This window comes from Streptomyces sp. NPDC056144, assembly GCF_042264145.1.
Taxonomy (GTDB): domain Bacteria; phylum Actinomycetota; class Actinomycetes; order Streptomycetales; family Streptomycetaceae; genus Streptomyces.
Map to the genome: position 1 here is coordinate 1,166,747 of NZ_JBHJVF010000001.1, position 16,150 is coordinate 1,182,896.

A 16,150-nucleotide genomic window follows, 5' to 3' on the forward strand; every position below is an offset into this window, starting at 1 on the left:
ATGGACCTTGTCCAAGTCAAGAACCACGCCAAGTCGGTCGATGCGGAAGATGGCAGGAGAGGTGATTCATGAGCGACCTGTTGGAACGTTTGCGCGCCCGGGGATGGCGGATGACCTCCCAGCGACGTGTCGTCGCGGAGGTCCTGGCCGGTGATCATGTGCACCTCACGGCGGACGAGGTGCACGCGCGCGCGGTCGCGCGACTGCCGGAGATCGCGCGGGCGACGGTCTACAACACCCTAGGTGAGCTGGTGTCCCTCGGCGAGGTGGTGGAGCTTTCCACGGACGGCCGGGCCAAGCGGTACGACCCCAACGCGCGCCGACCGCACCAGCACCTGGTCTGCTCCGGCTGCGGCGTCATCCGGGACGTCCACCCGACGGGGGACCCGTTGGACGTGCTTCCGGAAGGGGAACGGTTCGGCTTCACGGTGTCGAAGGCCGACGTCACGTACCGGGGGCTGTGCCCGGAGTGCTCCTGAACGACGAAAGGAGGAGCCCCTCCGCCGGACCGGCGGAGGGGCTCCTCCCGTTTCGTCACGCGGTGACGACTACTTCTTCGTCACGCGGTGACGACTACTTCAGGGCGGCGAGCGCGGCCTCGTAGTCGGGCTCGTCGGCGATCTCGCCCACGAGCTGGGTGTGCAGGACCTGGTCGTTCTCGTCGAGGACGACCACGGCGCGCGCGGTCAGACCGGCCAGCGGGCCGTCCGCGAGGTCGACGCCGTAGTTGGTGTGGAACTCGCGGCCGCGGAGCGTCGAGAGGTTCTTGACGTTCTCCAGGCCCTCGGCGCCGCAGAAACGGGCCTGCGCGAAGGGCAGGTCGGCGGAGATGCAGAGCACGACGGTGTTGTCGAGCTCGGCGGCCTTGGCGTTGAAGGCGCGGACGGAGGAGGCGCACGTCGGGGTGTCGACGCTCGGGAAGATGTTGAGGACCTTGCGCTGACCGGCGAAGTCCTTCAGCGACTTGTCCGCCAGCCCCTCGCCGACGAGCGTGAAGTCGGGAGCGGAGCTGCCGGTGGACGGCAGATCGCCGTTGACCAGTACCGGGTTGCCCTTCAGCGTGACCTGGGCCATGGGAGATCTCCTTCGGACGGTGTCATTGACAACGTCCGGAATCCTACGGCGTACGGACCTGCGGGAACGACACGGGCCGCCGCCGTGCGTATCCGCTGGGTGTCCGCCCGTGCCCTTTTCTCACGGTGTGGGACGCGCGGCCGTGGCGGTGCCCCGGAAGCGGGAGGGCGGGAGGCCGAAGGCCCGGGTGAAGGCGGCGGTGAACGCGGCGGGGGAGGCGTATCCGAGGCGGCCTGCCGCTTCCGTGACCGATGCGGTACGGAGCAGGGGGACGGCCGCGAGGAGGCGGGCGCGCGAGCGCCAGACGGCCGGGCTCTCGCCGGTCTCGGCCCGGAAGCGGCGGGTGAACGCCCGCTCGCTGTGGGCGGTACGGGCGGCCCACTCGGCATTGGTGACCCCGGCGTCGGGCGCCTCCAGATAGGCGCGGCAGACCTCGGCGAGGTCGGGGGAGGCAGGGAGGGCGACGTGGAAGGGGAGCGGGGCGCGCGGCGATCTCGTACAGGAGGAGCTCGACGAGTGTGCCCTCGCGCCCCGACAGGCTGTAGTCGGGGGTGAAGTCGACGGCCGCCAGGAGCAGTTCGCGGAGGAGCGGAGGGACGTCCACGACGGTGCAGCGGGCCGGCCACCACGGGACGGCGCCCGGTTCCACGTACAGGCTGCACGTGCTCACGCCGAGCATCCGTACCCGGTGCGGGGTGGCGGCGGGGATGAGGACGGCCCGCTCGGGCGGGACGGTCCAGCTGCCGTCGGCGGTCTCGACGACCATGACGCCGGTGGCCCCGTACAGGAACTGGGCGCGCCGGTGCTCGTGCCAGTCGAGGACCCGGCCCGCGGGGTAGTCGGTCCCGAGGGGCAGGACGGCGCGGTCGAGGTGGTCGACGGTGTCGAGCGGGATGTTCCTCACGGCCGTCACCGTACCGGCGCGAAGCCCGATGGCCGAGACGCGAAGGAAGTCTGCCGACCATCGCATGCGGGCCGTCTGCCGACTCTGGTGATCTTGCCTCATGGACATGGCGATACTTCTGCTGATCGGGCTGGTCACGGGCGTGACGACGGTGCTGTTCGGCTTCGGCGGCGGCTTCGTCGCCGTCCCGGTGGTGGTGTGGGCGGACGCGGAACTCGGCGCGGACACGGTACGGGTGGCGACGGCCACCTCGGCGCTCGTGATGGTGGTGAACGCGGCCTTCGCGACCGCCGTCACGCCGCGGCGCGTGCTCCGCGCCCTGCGCGGCAGCGGACTCCTGCTGTTCCTGCTCGCCGCCGGAGCGTGCGCCGGGGCGCTCGCTTCGCGCTACGCGCCGCCGGAACCGGTCCGCTGGGCGTTCGTCCTCTACGTCACGGCGACGGCCGTCGACCTCCTGCTCCGCCCCGGCTTCCTGCGGCCTCGGGAACGCGCCTCCACGGACGTCCCCCGCGGACTGCGGGCCACCGCCGGCGCCCCCATCGGCGCGGTCGCCGCCTTCCTCGGCGTGGGCGGCAGCGTCATGACGGTCCCGGCCATGCGGCGCGCGGGCCACCCCATGGAGGTGGCGACGGCCCTGGCCAACCCGCTCGCCCTCGCCGTGGCGCTGCCCGCCGCCCTGCTCTCCCTCGCGGGCACCCCGCTCCCGGCCGCGCCGCTCGACCTGGTCGGCCTGGTCGACCCGGGCGCCGCCGGGGCACTGCTCCTCGGCGCCCTCCCCGTCATCGCCGTCCTCCGCCGCCGCCCGCCCCGTATCCCGGACCGCGCCCACGCCTGGGCGTACCTCCTCCTGCTGGCCGCGGTCGCGCTCGCGATGGGAATCCGATGAACTCCGGCGAACACCGATGAGTTTCGGGGCGGGTTCCGGTCTTACTGATCAGAATGGGGAACAGCACCCGATACACAGCGAGGATCCTGAGATGCGTACGTTGATCAGCACCGCCTTCGTGTCCCTCGACGGCGTCATGGAGGCCCCCGGCGGCGAGCCCGGCTACCGCAACAGCGGATGGACCTTCAAGGAGGTCGACTTCCTCCCCGAGGCCTACGAGATCAAGGGCCGCGAGCAGCAGGAGGCCGGGGCCCTGCTCCTCGGCCGTACCAGCTACGAGGCGTTCAGCCCGGTGTGGCCCGCGATGGAGGAGTTCGCCGAGTACAAGGCGATGCCGAAGTACGTCGTCTCCACCACCCTCACCGAGGACGCGCTCGTCCCCGAATGGGGCGACACGACCATCCTCAGGAACCTCGACGAGGTCGCCGCCCTGAAGGAGACCGAGGGCGGCCCGATCATCGTCCACGGCAGCGCCACCCTCAACCACGCCCTCTCCGACGCGGGCCTGATCGACCGCTACCACCTGCTCGTCTTCCCGCTGCTCCTGGGCGCGGGCAAGCGCCTCTTCAGCACGACCGACAAGGACACCCAGAAGCTCAAGCTGGTCGAGTTCGAGGCCTACGCGAACGGCATCCAGAAGAACGTCTTCGACGTCATCCGCTGAGGGCGTCCCAGGGCCCCAGCTTCTCCGGGTTGCGCACCGCCCAGATGTGGGTGATGCGCTCCCCGGCGAGGCCGAAGGCGGCCACCGTCACGGTGGTGCCGCCGTGCTGGGCGACCAGCCCCGGGCGGCCGTTGACCGAGCGGACCAGGAGCGTGAGGCCGGGGGCCCGCGTGGCGATGTCGAGGATGTAGCGGGCGATGCCCTGGCTGCCCTCGATCGGGCGGAGGGCCGCGCCGACCAGGCCGCCGCCGTCGGCGATCATCGTGGCCTCGGGGTCCAGGAGGGCCACGAGGGCGTCGATGTCCTTCGCCTCCCAGGCCTGCTTGAAGTCCCGGATGACCCTGGTCCGGCGGACCTCCGGGGCCGTGGGGGCCTGGGCGGCGCGGACGCGGCGGCGGGCCGAGGAGGCGAGCTGACGGGCCGCGGCCGGGGTGCGCCCGAGGACGTCCGCGATCTCGGTGAAGGGGTAGCGGAAGACGTCGTGGAGGATGAACGCGACCCGCTCGCCCGGCGTCATCGTCTCCAGGACGACGAGGAACGCCATGTCGACCGACTCGTCCAGGGTGACCCGGTCGGCGGGGTCGGCCGGTTCGGCGGTGCCGTCACCCGGCCGCCGGCCGTTCATCCACTCCGTGTGGTCCGGCAGCGGCTCCGGTATCCACTCGCCCACGTACCGCTCGCGGCGCGCCCGTGCCGAGCCGAGCACGTCCAGGCAGATCCGGCTGGCCACCGTGGTCAGCCAGGCGCCTGGGGAGCGGACGGCCGCCTGTTCCCGCGCGGACATCGCGTACCAGCGGGCGTACGTCTCCTGGACGGCGTCCTCCGCCTCGGCGAGGGAACCGAGCAGCCGGTAGGCGATGTCGGTCAGCTGCCGGCGTTCGCCCGTGATCGTGATGGTGCTCGACGTACTCAGTTCGATCTCCCCCGTACAGCAGTTTGACGCACCGTCTCACATTTCCGGGGGCTGCGTCGTCGGAGGAGTAGGGCCGGACACGACGGGCTCCGGCGACCGAACGGGAGAACACCTCATGACCACGACCACCTCCACCTCCACCACCGCGCGGACGAGGCCGACGTTCCTGCGCGTCGCCCTCTTCGCGCAGACCGGGGCCGTCTTCCTTCAGGCGGCCACCGCCGGTCTCCTGCTCTCCTCGGACCTCGCGTACGAGGTCCACGACATCGGCTCGAAGGTGATGTACGCCGCCACGCTCGTGTACGTGATCGCCGCGTTGCTCGCCTGGCGCCGGGGCGGCGCCTCGCCCCGGCACTTCCGGTACGCCCTCGGGTTCCTCGTGCTGGCGTCGGCGCAGGTCGTGCTGGGTGTGAATCACGTGGCCGGGCTGCACGTCCCGCTGGGCGTCCTCATCTTCGGACTGAGTCTCTTGACGCTTTTCGCTGAAAACTTTCAGTCTGATCGCCAGTAGCAAACGGGAAGTCGACGTCAGATGTCTTGACAGGGGTGCGGGCCGAAAGCATCAATATGCAACGCAGTCCAACAGGTTCCCCCACCGACGGAAGGTTCGACTTCCCATGCGTCGTTCTGCCTGTGCGCTGACCGCTGCCCTGGCGGCGGTCAGCACCGCCCTGGCTCTCCCCGGACCCGCGGTGGCGACGGCCGCCACCGCCGCGGGTGCGGCGGCCGGCCCGTACGTCGTCGAGGCCGAGAGCATGACCACGACCGGCTTCACGCCGGAGACCGTGCGCCACACCTGGAACGGGACGGTCGTCGACGACGTCACCTACGGCCGCGGCGCGGCCGGCGGCGTCAGCACCGCCCGCACCACCTTCTCCGGCACGGCCGGAACGTACGACCTCATCACCCGCTACAACGGCATGACCGAGAACGGCGTGACCTACAAGCTCGCCGTCAACGGCACCGCCGTGGACTCCTGGGGCACCTCGCGCCGCTACGGACGCGACTACACCGACCCCGTCAACATCGACACCCGTACGTCGAACAAGGTGGCGCTGAAGCCCGGCGACGTCATCGAGCTGACCGCCACCTCGACCGGCGAGGCGCCCCGCGTCGACCGCATCACCATCCAGGAGCACGTGGGCGCGCCCACCAGCACCCTCGCCATCAGATCGCCCAACGCGGCCCTCAACTCCGGCTTCACCTGGGGGAAGAACCGGGCGCTCGCCATGACCTTCTACCCGGGCAACCCGATGATGGGCCACGAGGCGGAGTGGTGGCGGCTCAAGAACGCCTCCCACCCCGACGTCGAGCCCGGCTACTGGGGCGCGTACACCAACCGCGAGTCGTACTACAACCGCGACATCGCCCACCAGTCGGACGGCGCCCACGCCGTCGGTCTGGACGCCCAGACCTTCCACATGATGAAGACCTTCGCCGGCGACGCCGACGACCCGGGCCAGAACGGCTGGCCGCTCTGGGCGCACAGCTCGTACGGCGCGATGTACTACATCGACGGCACCGGCTTCCGTGAACTGCCCTCGCCGTTCAACCTCATGACGAAGGCGTACAAGCAGTACCAGTGGACGGGTGACCAGGCCTGGCTGAACGACCCCGACCTCACGAAGTTCTACGACTCGACCATGGGGTCCTTCCTCGCCGGTCACGAGGTGAAGTGGAACGACGCCGACCCCGCCGCGGAGCAGCCCGTCTCGCGCAAGCAGCCCGGTGAGTACACCGCCACCTTCTTCGAGTTCCCCAACGAGAACCTGGTCTCCGCCGCCGACTCCCTCGGCTACCAGTACCAGTCGATGCTCGCGTACGCGGAGATCCTCAAGGCCAAGGGGGACAGCGCGGGCAGCGCCACCTGGACCCGGCGCGCGCAGCGGGTCCGCGACCACTTCGAGGCGAACTGGTGGGACGCGGCGAACAACCGCTACGTCCGCGGCAAGGACGCCGCCGGAACCGGCTACAGCAGCTGGGGTCACGAGGCCAGCTTCCTGATGATGCTCACCGGACTCGGCGACCACGGCCCCCGGACCGAGCGCTACCTCGACTTCATCGCCGCCAACGACGACGACCTCAACGTCGAGGCGACCTCCTACCTGCCCGAGATGTACTACCAGTACAACCGCTCGGCCGAGGGCTGGTCCTGGCTCAAGAAGCTCATGGCCGACCGCAATCAGTACCCCGAGATCTCCTTCCTCGCGGTGAGCAGCACCATCGACGGCCTGATGGGCGTGCAGCCCGACGCGCCTCGCGACAACGTTGCCACCGTCTCGCGCCTGACGTCCGAGACGCCCTGGGTGGAGATCGACCACCTGAAGGTCGGCGACAACGACCTCAAGCTCCAGCACACCGGCACGACGGCGTCGAAGCTCACCAACAACGCCGGGGGAACGGTGAACTGGGAGGCCCAGTTCTACGGCACCCACGACACCATCACCGTCAACGGCACGCCCTACGCGGCCCGCACCAAGTCGCTGTACGGCAAGACCGTCTCGTACGTCACCGTCCCGGTCGTCGCGGGCGCGGCCGTCACCGCCACCGCCGGCACCCCGGCGCCCGACACCATCGCCCCGAGCGCGCCGACCGCCCTCACCGCGAGCAACCCGACCTCGACCGGCGCCGACCTGTCCTGGACGGCCTCCGACGACGACACCGGCGTGACCGGCTACAAGGTCTACGCCGGCAACACCCTCGTCGGGACCACGACGGGCGCCACCACCCGCTTCACCGTCACCGGGCTCTCGCCGTGGACCTCGTACACCTTCACCGTGAAGGCGGTCGACGCGGCCGGGAACCTCTCCGCCGCGAGCAACGCCGTCACCACCTCCACCGGCGGCGACGGCCAGGTGGTGGACCTGAGCGCGCTCACCTGGACGAGCGCCCGCAGCGACTTCGGCACCGTCACCAAGGACCGGAGCGTCGAGGGCAACGCGCTCCGGCTGAACGGCACGACGTACGCCAAGGGCGTCGGCACGCACGCCAACAGCACGGTCACCTACGCCCTGAACGGCGGGTACAGCCGCTTCCAGTCCGCCGTCGGCGTGGACGACGAGGTCAGCTCCCACGCGACCGTCCGCTTCGAGGTCTGGGGCGACGGCACGAAGCTGTACGAGTCCCCGGGCGCGATGACCCCGACCAGCGCGACGGCCGCCGTCGACCTGGACGTCACGGGCGTCACGACGCTGACCCTCAAGGTCACGGACGCCGGGGACGGCATCAACAGCGACCACGCGGACTGGGCCGGAGCCCGGCTCGTCACCCGGACCGCGACCCGCACGGCGCTCAGCGACCTGAACTGGACGGGCACCCCCGCCATCGACTGGGGCACGGTCCGCAAGGACCGGAGCGTCGACAACAACGCCCTGCGCCTGAACGGCACGACGTACGCGAAGGGCGTCGGCACGCACGCCAACAGCACGGTCACCTACGCCCTGAACCGCGGGTACACCCGCTTCCAGTCGGACCTGGGCGTGGACGACGAGGTGTCGGCGAACGCGACGGTGCGGTTCGAGGTCTGGGGTGACGGGGTCAAGCTGTACGGGTCCCCGAGCACGATGACCCCGACCAGCGCGACCGTCCCGATCGACCTGGACGTCACGGGCGTCACGACGCTCACGCTCAAGGTCACGGACGCCGGGGACGGCATCAACAGCGACCACGCGGACTGGGCCGGTGCCACGCTCGTGAGCTAGCCCGCGAGCTAGCCCGCGAGTCGCTCGCGAGCCGGTTCCCGGCGGCGCTCCCAGGTCTGACCAGCGTGTCAGAATTGGGAGCGCTTTCCGTCCATCCATCGAGGTGCCCGCCGTGACCAAGCCCGTCGCCCGTCAGCCGCTGCGGAGCAACGCGCGGTCCAACCGGGCGCGCATCCTGGCCACGGCCCGGCGGGAGCTCGGGCGCGACCCCGACATCACCCTGGAGGAGCTGGCCCGTGCCTCCGGAGTCGTACGGCGCACCCTCTTCGGGCACTTCCCCGGGCGCGAGGCCCTCCTCGAAGCCCTCGCCGACGAGGCCTCCGAGGCGCTGCGCAGCGCGGTGACCGTCGGTGTCCCGGCGGAGGAGGGCGCCGAGCGGGCACTCGCCCACTTCGTGCTCTCGCTCTGGCCCGTCGGCGACCGCTACCGGATGCTGCTCGCCCTCGCCCGGCGCGACCTGGGCGCCGAGCGCGTGGCCGAGATCCTGGCGCCGGCCCGTGACGCGGTCACGGCCATCGTGGAGCGGGGGCAGGCCGACGGCGTCTTCCCCGTGCATCTGCCGCCCGCCGCGATGAGCGCGGGGCTCGAAGCCATGACGGTCGCCCTCCTGGAGGCCGTGAACCGCGACGAGCTCATCGACGAGGGAGCGCCGGTCGCCGTCGCCGTGCTCGTCGCCGCCGGCGTGCCGGTGGAGCGGGCGCGCGCGGCCGTCGCGGAGGTCGCCCCCCCTGGCTGACCTGCTCTTTTCCTGATCTCTGCCCCGGAGCCGCGCTCCGGGGCAGTGTCGTTTCCGCGCGCCGCGAGATATTTGCACATCGATGTGCAATAACCTAGCCTGCACATCAATGGGCAAGTAATGGATCCGTCCGGCTAGGAGCCTCACCCGCATGCCACCCCCCACGCTCTCCGTCACGCGCACGCCCGTCGAGAAGATGACCGGCCCCTACGCCCGCCGCTGGTGGGCCCTGCTCGTCCTCTGCCTCAGCCTGCTGATCGTCGTCATGGCGAACACCTCGCTGATCGTCGCGGCCCCCGACATGACCCGCGACCTGGGCCTGAGCAGCAGCGACCTCCAGTGGGTCATCGACGGCTACACCGTCCCGTACGCGGCCCTGATGCTCGTCCTCGGCGCGGTAGGCGACAAGTACAGCCGCCGCGGCGCCCTCGTCACCGGCCTCCTCGTCTTCGCCGCCGGATCCGTCCTCGGCAGCCTCGTCCACGAGACCTCGCTCGTCATCCTGGCCCGCGCGGTCATGGGCGTCGGCGCAGCCGTCGTCATGCCGGCGACCCTCTCCCTGCTCGTCGCGATCTTCCCCCGCCACGAGCGCGCCCGCGCCATCACCGCCTGGACCGCGACCTCGGGTCTCGCCATCGCCGTCGGCCCGCTGGTCGCCGGCTGGCTCCTGGAGGACCACGCCTGGGGCTCCACGTTCCTCATCAACGTGCCGATCGCGCTCCTCGGCGTCGTCGGCGCGCTCTTCCTCGTACCGCCGTCGAAGGCGCAGGGCATGGGGCGGATCGACTACGTCGGCGGCCTGCTGTCCATCGTCTCCGTCGGCTCGCTCGTCTACGCGACCATCGAGGGCCCGCACTTCGGCTGGGGCGCCGGCCCGGTCACCGCCGCCGTCGTCGCGGCCGTCGGCGCGCTCGCCTTCGTGTGGTGGGAACTGCGCCACCCGCACCCCATGCTCGACGTACGGAGGTTCGCGCAGCGGCCCTTCGCCGGGTCGATGCTCGCGGTGCTGTTCTTCTTCTTCGGCACGTTCGGCGCGATCTACTACTCGACGCAGTTCCTGCAGTTCGTCCTCGGCTACGGCCCGCTCGAAACCGGCGTCCGCCTGCTCCCGCTGGCCGGTGCCGTCTTCGTCGGCGCCGCCGCGACCGGCCGGCTGACCCCGAAGCTCGGCATGAAGGTCACCGTCGTCGCGGGCATGCTGCTCGGCACCGCCGCCGTCCTGCTGCTCACGAGGATCGAGACCGGGTCGACGTACGCCGACTTCCTCGCGCCCCTGATGATGCTCGGCGTCGCCATCGGCCTGAGCGTCTCACCGGCCACGGACACCATCATGAGCTCCTTCCCCGAGTCCGAACTCGGCGTCGGCGGCGGGGCCAACGACACCGCGCTCGAACTCGGCGGCTCCCTCGGCATCGCCGTTCTCGGCTCCCTGCTCGGTACGGCCTACCGGGACGAACTCGCCGACCTCGTCGGCAACCGCCTCCCGGCCGCCGCGCTCCACACCGCCCAGGACTCGGTCGGCGCCGGACTCGCCGTCGCCGAGAAGGTCGCCCAGAACCCGGACGGCGGACCCCAGCAGGCGCAGGCCCTCGTCGGGGCCGTCCACGAGTCCTTCGCCCACGGCGTCGCCGCGACCAGCGTCGTCGGCGGGATCATCATGGCCGTCGGCACGCTGGTGGTGTTCCTCGTCCTACCCGGCCGACGGCGGGCGCGGTAGTCCGTGCGCCGGCAGTCCGTCCGCCTGTAGTTCGATTGCCGATAGTCCGTTCGCGTTCGCACGCGCCAGCCTCCCGGCCGCACTGTCGAGGATCATCTCCAGTGCGGCCGGGTAGGCGCTGTGGTTCATGCGCGCCGCGAGCAGGTCCGCCGTCGCCGCGATGTGCGGATGCGAAGCGTCCGAGAGCTGCGCGTAGGCCGACTCCCACATGTGCTCGTCGGCCTCGCGCGCGGCCCGGGGGAGGGCCATCGAGGCCGCGTCCAGGGCGGCGAACGCCAGGCTCTGGTCGATGAACGTGTGGTAGATCCGCACGGCCTCCGGATCGGGGAAGCCCGCCGTCCGCAGCACGGCGAGGATCGCCTCGTCGGCCGCGATCTCCTGCTCCCGGCCCGTCACACGGCTCGCCGTGAGCACCGCCGCCTGCGGGTGCGCGAGGTAGGCGCGGTGGATGCGCAGACCGAGCGCCCGGAGGTCGTCGCGCCACGCCCCGGTGGCCTCCCAGCCGCGCAGGGCTCGGCCGATCAGCTCCGCGCCGATGGCGAGCGTCAGGTCGTCCATGCCCGCGAAGTACCGGTAGAGGGTGCTGGGGTCCGCGCCGAGCGCGAGACCGAGCCGCCGGGCGGTGAGCCCCGCCGCACCGTGCTCCGCGAGCATCCGCAGGGCCGTCTCGACGATGATCCGCTCGGAGAGCACCTCGCCGTTCTTCGTCGGTCGCCGCCGTCTCCGCGCCGACTCCGGCACCACCTTCTTCGGCATGAGCGGCCCCTCTCCTGGCGAGCTCCGGCGACCTCCGGGCTGCCCGCACCTTATGCCAACGCCATAGACGTTAACCACGCACGGGGAGTTTCATCTCGGGAACCAACAGGTCACAGCCTCGGAGAGGGAGATTCCTCATGCGTGTTCTGCTTGTCGGCGCCGGCGGTGTGGGCACCGCCATCACCCGGATCGCGGCCCGCCGCCCCTTCTTCGACCACATGGTGGTCGCCGACTACGACCTCGCCCGCGCCGAGGCGGCCGTCGCCGCCCTCGGCGAGGACGGCGCCCGGTTCAGTGCCCGCCGCACGGACGCCTCCGACGCCTCGGCGGTCGCCGCGCTGCTGGCGGAGGAGCGGTGCGACGTCCTCCTCAACGCCACCGACCCGCGCTTCGTCCTGCCGCTCTTCGAGGCCGCCGCCCAGGCCGGCGCGCACTACCTCGACATGGCGATGTCGCTGTCGAAGCCGCACCCCGAGCGCCCGTACGAGGAGTGCGGCGTCAAGCTCGGCGACGCCCAGTTCGAGCGGGCCGAGGAGTGGGAGAAGGAGGGCAGGCTCGCCCTGGTCGGCATGGGCGTCGAGCCGGGCCTCTCCGACGTCTTCGCCCGGTACGCGGCCGACGAGCTCTTCGACGAGATCGAGGAGATCGGCATCCGCGACGGCGCCAACCTCACCGTCGAGGGCTACGACTTCGCCCCGTCCTTCAACATCTGGACGACCATCGAGGAGTGCCTCAACCCGCCGGTCGTGTACGAGGCCGGGCGCGGCTGGTTCACGACGGAGCCGTTCAGCGAGCCCGAGGTCTTCGACTTCCCCGAGGGCATCGGCCCCGTCGAGTGCGTGAACGTCGAGCACGAGGAGGTCCTCCTGGTACCCCGCTGGGTCGACGCCCGGCGCGTCACCTTCAAGTACGGCCTCGGCGAGGACTTCATCGGCAAGCTGAAGACGCTGCACGCGCTCGGTCTCGACAGCACCGCGCCCGTCACCGTCGCCACCAGTCTCGGCCGGGCCGAGGTCTCGCCCCGCGACATCGTCGCGGCCGTCCTCCCGGACCCGGCGACCCTCGGCGACCGGATGACCGGCAAGACCTGCGCGGGCACCTGGGTCAAGGGCGTCAAGGACGGCGAGCCGCGCGAGGTGTACCTCTACCACGTGGTCGACAACGAGTGGTCGATGCGCGAGTACGGCTGTCAGGCCGTCGTCTGGCAGACCGCCATCAACCCCGTCGTGGCCCTGGAACTCATGGCCGCCGGCACCTGGTCCGGTGCCGGCGTCCTCGGGCCCGAGGCCTTCGCCCCGGGCCCGTTCCTCGACCTGCTCACCGCGTACGGCTCCCCGTGGGGCATGCGCGAGCAGTGAGCGCCGGTCCCGGCGGTCAGGCCTTCGTACGGCCCTTCGCGCGGTCCTTCGGACCGCCCGGGGCCTGGCCCGCCTCGTCCGTGACACCCCGTCCGAGGACGGCGGTCGTGGCGGTGACCTGGCCCTTCTTGCCCGCCGTCGTGTCCTCGACCATCACGCCGCGCTCGCCGAGGAACTCCAGGCTCTTCTTGTCGAAGATCCACTCGGTGCGCTCACCGGCGTAGACGCGGGCGACGGCCACGCCGTGACGGCCGGCCGCGTCGACGGAGTCCTCGACGACCGTGACACCAGGGATCTTCGCCGCCGCCTTGTAGAGCGCGGCGGACACCTTCGGCGGCGCGAGCTGCTCGCGCAGCAGGTCGCCGATGGTGACGAAGGCCTGCTGGTCGGGGCCGTTGCCCATGCCCTTGGTCTCGTCGTAGATCCTCTTGAGCAGGGCGTCGGGGTCGGTGGGGAGCGACTCCAGGTAGCGGTAGGTCGGGCTGTTCAGCGTGGGGTGGGGGTTGCCGACGGGGTTGACCGGACGGCCGTCCTTGTCGACCTCGCCGGCCAACGGAATGGCCTTGCCCCGCTCGTGGAGGAGCCCCGGCTGCGAGCCGTCGACGGAGAGCCAGATCTTGCGGCTGTGCGGGGTGTCCAGGCGCAGCACCGGGTCGTCGGAGTTCTGGATCGACCAGGCGACGGTGCTGGAGACGTACACGAACTGGTCGTCGCGGACGGCGGTCGCGGGACGGGCCGCCGCGACGGTGGCGATGCGGTCGAGGAGGACCGCCGCCGGGGTGGCGGCCGTGGCCTTGCCGGACTGCGAGGACTGCGACGACTGACCCGGCACGGTGGCGGCGCGGGGGTCGGTGCCGGGCCGCTCGCCGCCGTCGAAGGCGCCGTTCGTCGCCAGGGTGACGGCCAGGGCACCCGCCGCGAGCGGCACGGCGGCCATCGTCAGGCGGCGGACCCCGAAACGGGGCTTCGCCGCGGCGGCGGGGGCGGTGTCCTGCCGGAACTCGCGCAGCAGCTGGGCCTTGAGCAGCTGGTGGTGACGGGCGGACGGTTCGCGCTCGGGCGGCGTCGGCAGCAGCCGGGCCAGCTCCTCGTGCTCGGTGGGAGAGGGAGTGGGAGTGGGACGGGGCGGGGTGGGACGGGACGGGGTGGTGCTCATCGCGCTTCCTCCTGGAGGGGCCGGACCGCGCGGATGCGGTCACCATCTGTCTGTCCGTGACCCGCCGCCGAGTTCCGTCCCTCGGCTGAGGGATACGGCGCGTACGCGGCGAGCTTCTTGCGGGCGCGCGAGAGGCGGGAGCGGACGGTTCCCACCGGGATGCCGAGCGCTTCGGCGGCTGCCGCGTAGTCGAGGCCGGACCACACGCACAGGGCGACCACCTCGCGCTCCGGGCGCCGCAGCCGCGCGAGCGCGGACTGTACGGCGGCGACCCGCTCGGCGTCGTCGATCCGTCCGACCAGCTCGTCGGCGAAGTCCGGCAACGCCTCCTCCCGGGGCAGCCGGTTCATCGCGGCCTCGTGCCGCCGGGCGGCGCGCCGTGTGTTCCGTACGACGTTGGTCGCGATGCCGAGCAGCCACGGCCGCAGGGAACCGCCCTCCGGGTCCACCGTTCCCCGCAGCCGCCAGGCCTCCAGGAAGGTCAGCGACAGCACGTCCTCGGCCGTCGACCAGTCGCCGGTCAGCCGGAAGGCGTGGTGGTGGACCGCCCGGGCGCAGTCGTCGAAGAGGGACCCGAACGCGTCCGGGTCCCCCGCTCGTATTCGGGCTCTCACACTCATCTCCATATCCCCCGACTGTCCGACCGCGCCGATCCGGTTCCCGGAACGTGACGCAGGACACGTCGAACAGAGTCGAACCCTCGCCTGTTACTTGTCGGTAGGCCATGATGGGGGCGACCAGGAATCCACACGCGGCCGGGGGCTGAGACAGCGGTGTCGACTTTCGAGGAACAGACCAGGGTGCACGCCTTCCGGGACGACGCGCTGGGGGAGTACGACGCCGTCGGCCTGGCCGCCGCCATCCGGCGTGGCGAGGTCGGGACGGTCGAGGCCGCGCGCGCCGCGGCCGAGCGGGTGCGGATCGTCGAGAAGCACCTCCACGCCGTCCAGGTCCACGCCGACGCGCCCACCCCCGCGCCCGTGACCGCGAACAGCGGCCTCCTCGCCGGGGTGCCGACCTTCGTCAAGGACAACACCGACTTCGCCGGGCTCCCCACGGGGCACGGCAGCGCCGCCTTCGCCCCGGCGCCCGCGCGCAAGCACGCGCCCTTCACCCGGCAGTTCACCAGCACCGACGTCACCGTGCTCGGCAAGACCCGGCTGCCCGAGTTCGGGTTCAGTCCGACCACTGAGTACGAGGGCGGCGAGCCCGTTCGCAACCCGTGGAACACCGGCTACTCGACGGGCGGTTCCTCCGGCGGCGCCGCCGCGCTCGTCGCCGCCGGAGCCGTACCGATCGCCCACGCCAACGACGGCGGCGGCTCCATACGGATACCCGCCGCCTGCTGCGGACTCGTCGGCCTCAAGCCGACCCGCGGCAGGGTCGTGGCGAACGCGCAGAGCCGCCAACTGCCCCTGGACCTCGTCGTCGACGGCGTCGTCAGCCGCTCCGTACGCGACACGGCCACCTTCCTCGCCGCCGCCGAGCGGTACTGGCGCAACCCGAAGCTCCCGCCCGTCGGCCTGGTCGAGGGACCGTCCGACCGGCGCCTGCGCATCGGCTTCCTGCGGGACTCGCCCAGCGGCGTCATCTCCGACAGCGCCACCCAGGCGGCCGTCATGGAGACCGTGGCCCGACTCGAACACCTCGGCCACACCGTCGAGCCGGTCGAGATCGACGTCGACCCCCGGTTCACCGCCGACTTCCTCACCTACTGGGGCATGCTCTCGTTCCTCATCGGCGTCACGGGACGCGGTCTGGGCCAGGACTTCGACCGCCGCCGGATGGACGGACTCAGCCGGGGGCTGCGCGAGGAGTACGTGCGGAACTGGCGCCGCACCCCGGGCGTGTTGCGGCGCCTGAAGCGGACCAAGGAGGCGTACGCGGCGGCCTTCCGCGGCTTCGACCTCCTCCTCTCCCCGGTGCTCGCCCACCCGGCGCCGCCGATCGGGCACCTCAATCCGGCCGTTCCCTACCGGACCCTCGTCGAGCGGATCCTCGCGTACGTCGCGTTCACGCCCGTCGACAACGTCGTCGGAACGCCGTCGATCTCGCTGCCCTCCGCGACCGCGACCGAGGACGGCATGCCGATCGGCGTCATGTTCTCGGGACGGCCGGGAAGCGAGCGGACACTCCTTGACGTCGCCTTCGGTCTGGAGGCGGACCGTCCGTTCCGACGCATCCAGGACCTCAACTGATCGCCGGTGCAGGGGAGTAGCTCGGTTGTACGATCATCGGCAAAACTGCCGAGACCAATGACACCGAGCGTTTCCTCCCCGTACGGA

At 71.5% G+C, this 16,150-nt stretch carries 14 protein-coding genes and 1 pseudogene; 9 read left to right on the top strand and 6 right to left on the bottom strand.

Annotated features, from left to right (window positions below):
- The first annotated feature begins 68 nt into the window (after window positions 1-68).
- Window positions 69-479: a Fur family transcriptional regulator gene (locus ACFC0Z_RS04960; protein ID WP_376432802.1), complete on the top strand. Its 411-nt coding sequence runs from the start codon at window positions 69-71 to the stop codon at window positions 477-479.
- Window positions 480-573: 94 nt separating this feature from the next.
- Here the strand turns inward: ACFC0Z_RS04960 and tpx are convergent, their stop codons facing one another.
- Together tpx and ACFC0Z_RS04970 are read right to left on the bottom strand one after the other, a co-directional pair.
- Window positions 574-1,074, bottom strand: a complete 501-nt coding sequence (tpx, locus tag ACFC0Z_RS04965; protein WP_376432803.1) for a thiol peroxidase — start codon at window positions 1,072-1,074, stop codon at window positions 574-576.
- 120 nt (window positions 1,075-1,194) lie between these two features.
- Window positions 1,195-1,978 (bottom strand): annotated as a pseudogene (locus ACFC0Z_RS04970) (helix-turn-helix domain-containing protein).
- A 100-nt stretch (window positions 1,979-2,078) separates the two neighbouring features.
- Between ACFC0Z_RS04970 and ACFC0Z_RS04975 the strand changes: the two are divergent.
- A complete protein-coding gene (locus tag ACFC0Z_RS04975) occupies window positions 2,079-2,864 on the top strand; it encodes a sulfite exporter TauE/SafE family protein (protein WP_376432805.1) in 786 nt (261 codons plus the stop codon).
- Between the two features lie 91 nt (window positions 2,865-2,955).
- Window positions 2,956-3,528, top strand: coding sequence for a dihydrofolate reductase family protein (locus ACFC0Z_RS04980; RefSeq protein WP_376432807.1), 573 nt, complete (start codon window positions 2,956-2,958; stop codon window positions 3,526-3,528).
- Here the strand turns inward: ACFC0Z_RS04980 and sigJ are convergent.
- On the bottom strand, window positions 3,518-4,441 hold the full coding sequence (sigJ, locus tag ACFC0Z_RS04985; RefSeq protein ID WP_376433459.1) for an RNA polymerase sigma factor SigJ: 924 nt from the start codon (window positions 4,439-4,441) through the stop codon (window positions 3,518-3,520). The genes ACFC0Z_RS04980 and sigJ overlap by 11 nt on opposite strands.
- Before the next feature lie 115 nt (window positions 4,442-4,556).
- Here sigJ and ACFC0Z_RS04990 point away from each other — a divergent pair, with 115 nt between their 5' ends.
- The 4 genes from ACFC0Z_RS04990 (at window position 4,557) to ACFC0Z_RS05005 (ending at window position 10,595) form a co-directional block, all read left to right on the top strand.
- Window positions 4,557-4,952, top strand: coding sequence for a hypothetical protein (locus ACFC0Z_RS04990; RefSeq protein WP_376432809.1), 396 nt, complete (start codon window positions 4,557-4,559; stop codon window positions 4,950-4,952).
- 106 nt (window positions 4,953-5,058) lie between these two features.
- Window positions 5,059-8,142, top strand: a complete 3,084-nt coding sequence (locus tag ACFC0Z_RS04995; RefSeq protein ID WP_376432812.1) for an NPCBM/NEW2 domain-containing protein — start codon at window positions 5,059-5,061, stop codon at window positions 8,140-8,142.
- 112 nt (window positions 8,143-8,254) lie between these two features.
- Complete coding sequence (locus tag ACFC0Z_RS05000; RefSeq protein ID WP_376432814.1) at window positions 8,255-8,878, top strand: TetR/AcrR family transcriptional regulator; 624 nt, start codon at window positions 8,255-8,257, stop codon at window positions 8,876-8,878.
- 151 nt (window positions 8,879-9,029) lie between these two features.
- Entirely contained in the window at window positions 9,030-10,595 is a 1,566-nt protein-coding gene (locus ACFC0Z_RS05005) for an MFS transporter (protein ID WP_376432816.1), read from the top strand.
- Here ACFC0Z_RS05005 and ACFC0Z_RS05010 read toward each other — a convergent pair.
- Window positions 10,569-11,351, bottom strand: coding sequence for a TetR/AcrR family transcriptional regulator (locus tag ACFC0Z_RS05010; RefSeq protein WP_376432818.1), 783 nt, complete (start codon window positions 11,349-11,351; stop codon window positions 10,569-10,571). The genes ACFC0Z_RS05005 and ACFC0Z_RS05010 overlap by 27 nt on opposite strands.
- A 137-nt stretch (window positions 11,352-11,488) precedes the next feature.
- Here ACFC0Z_RS05010 and ACFC0Z_RS05015 point away from each other — a divergent pair, with 137 nt between their 5' ends.
- Window positions 11,489-12,709: a saccharopine dehydrogenase C-terminal domain-containing protein gene (locus ACFC0Z_RS05015; RefSeq protein ID WP_376432820.1), complete on the top strand. Its 1,221-nt coding sequence runs from the start codon at window positions 11,489-11,491 to the stop codon at window positions 12,707-12,709.
- Window positions 12,710-12,725: 16 nt separating this feature from the next.
- Here the strand turns inward: ACFC0Z_RS05015 and ACFC0Z_RS05020 are convergent, their stop codons facing one another.
- Window positions 12,726-13,865, bottom strand: coding sequence for a CU044_5270 family protein (locus ACFC0Z_RS05020; protein WP_376432822.1), 1,140 nt, complete (start codon window positions 13,863-13,865; stop codon window positions 12,726-12,728).
- Entirely contained in the window at window positions 13,862-14,491 is a 630-nt protein-coding gene (locus tag ACFC0Z_RS05025; protein ID WP_376432824.1) for an RNA polymerase sigma factor, read from the bottom strand. The genes ACFC0Z_RS05020 and ACFC0Z_RS05025 overlap by 4 nt, the downstream gene beginning before the upstream one ends.
- 147 nt (window positions 14,492-14,638) lie before the next feature.
- Between ACFC0Z_RS05025 and ACFC0Z_RS05030 the strand changes: the two genes are divergently transcribed.
- Window positions 14,639-16,063, top strand: a complete 1,425-nt coding sequence (locus tag ACFC0Z_RS05030; RefSeq protein ID WP_376432826.1) for an amidase — start codon at window positions 14,639-14,641, stop codon at window positions 16,061-16,063.
- Window positions 16,064-16,150: the final 87 nt, after the last annotated feature.

Bases quoted from the DNA above. Each gene is read 5' to 3' on its own strand.
- ACFC0Z_RS04960 (WP_376432802.1), top strand. From the start codon at position 69: ATGAGCGACCTGTTGGAACGTTTGCGCGCCCGGGGATGGCGGATGACC.
- tpx (WP_376432803.1), bottom strand. From the start codon at position 1,074: ATGGCCCAGGTCACGCTGAAGGGCAACCCGGTACTGGTCAACGGCGAT.
- ACFC0Z_RS04975 (WP_376432805.1), top strand. From the start codon at position 2,079: ATGGACATGGCGATACTTCTGCTGATCGGGCTGGTCACGGGCGTGACG.
- ACFC0Z_RS04980 (WP_376432807.1), top strand. From the start codon at position 2,956: ATGCGTACGTTGATCAGCACCGCCTTCGTGTCCCTCGACGGCGTCATG.
- ACFC0Z_RS04990 (WP_376432809.1), top strand. From the start codon at position 4,557: ATGACCACGACCACCTCCACCTCCACCACCGCGCGGACGAGGCCGACG.
- ACFC0Z_RS04995 (WP_376432812.1), top strand. From the start codon at position 5,059: ATGCGTCGTTCTGCCTGTGCGCTGACCGCTGCCCTGGCGGCGGTCAGC.
- ACFC0Z_RS05005 (WP_376432816.1), top strand. From the start codon at position 9,030: ATGCCACCCCCCACGCTCTCCGTCACGCGCACGCCCGTCGAGAAGATG.
- ACFC0Z_RS05010 (WP_376432818.1), bottom strand. From the start codon at position 11,351: ATGCCGAAGAAGGTGGTGCCGGAGTCGGCGCGGAGACGGCGGCGACCG.
- ACFC0Z_RS05015 (WP_376432820.1), top strand. From the start codon at position 11,489: ATGCGTGTTCTGCTTGTCGGCGCCGGCGGTGTGGGCACCGCCATCACC.
- ACFC0Z_RS05020 (WP_376432822.1), bottom strand. From the start codon at position 13,865: ATGAGCACCACCCCGTCCCGTCCCACCCCGCCCCGTCCCACTCCCACT.
- ACFC0Z_RS05025 (WP_376432824.1), bottom strand. From the start codon at position 14,491: ATGGAGATGAGTGTGAGAGCCCGAATACGAGCGGGGGACCCGGACGCG.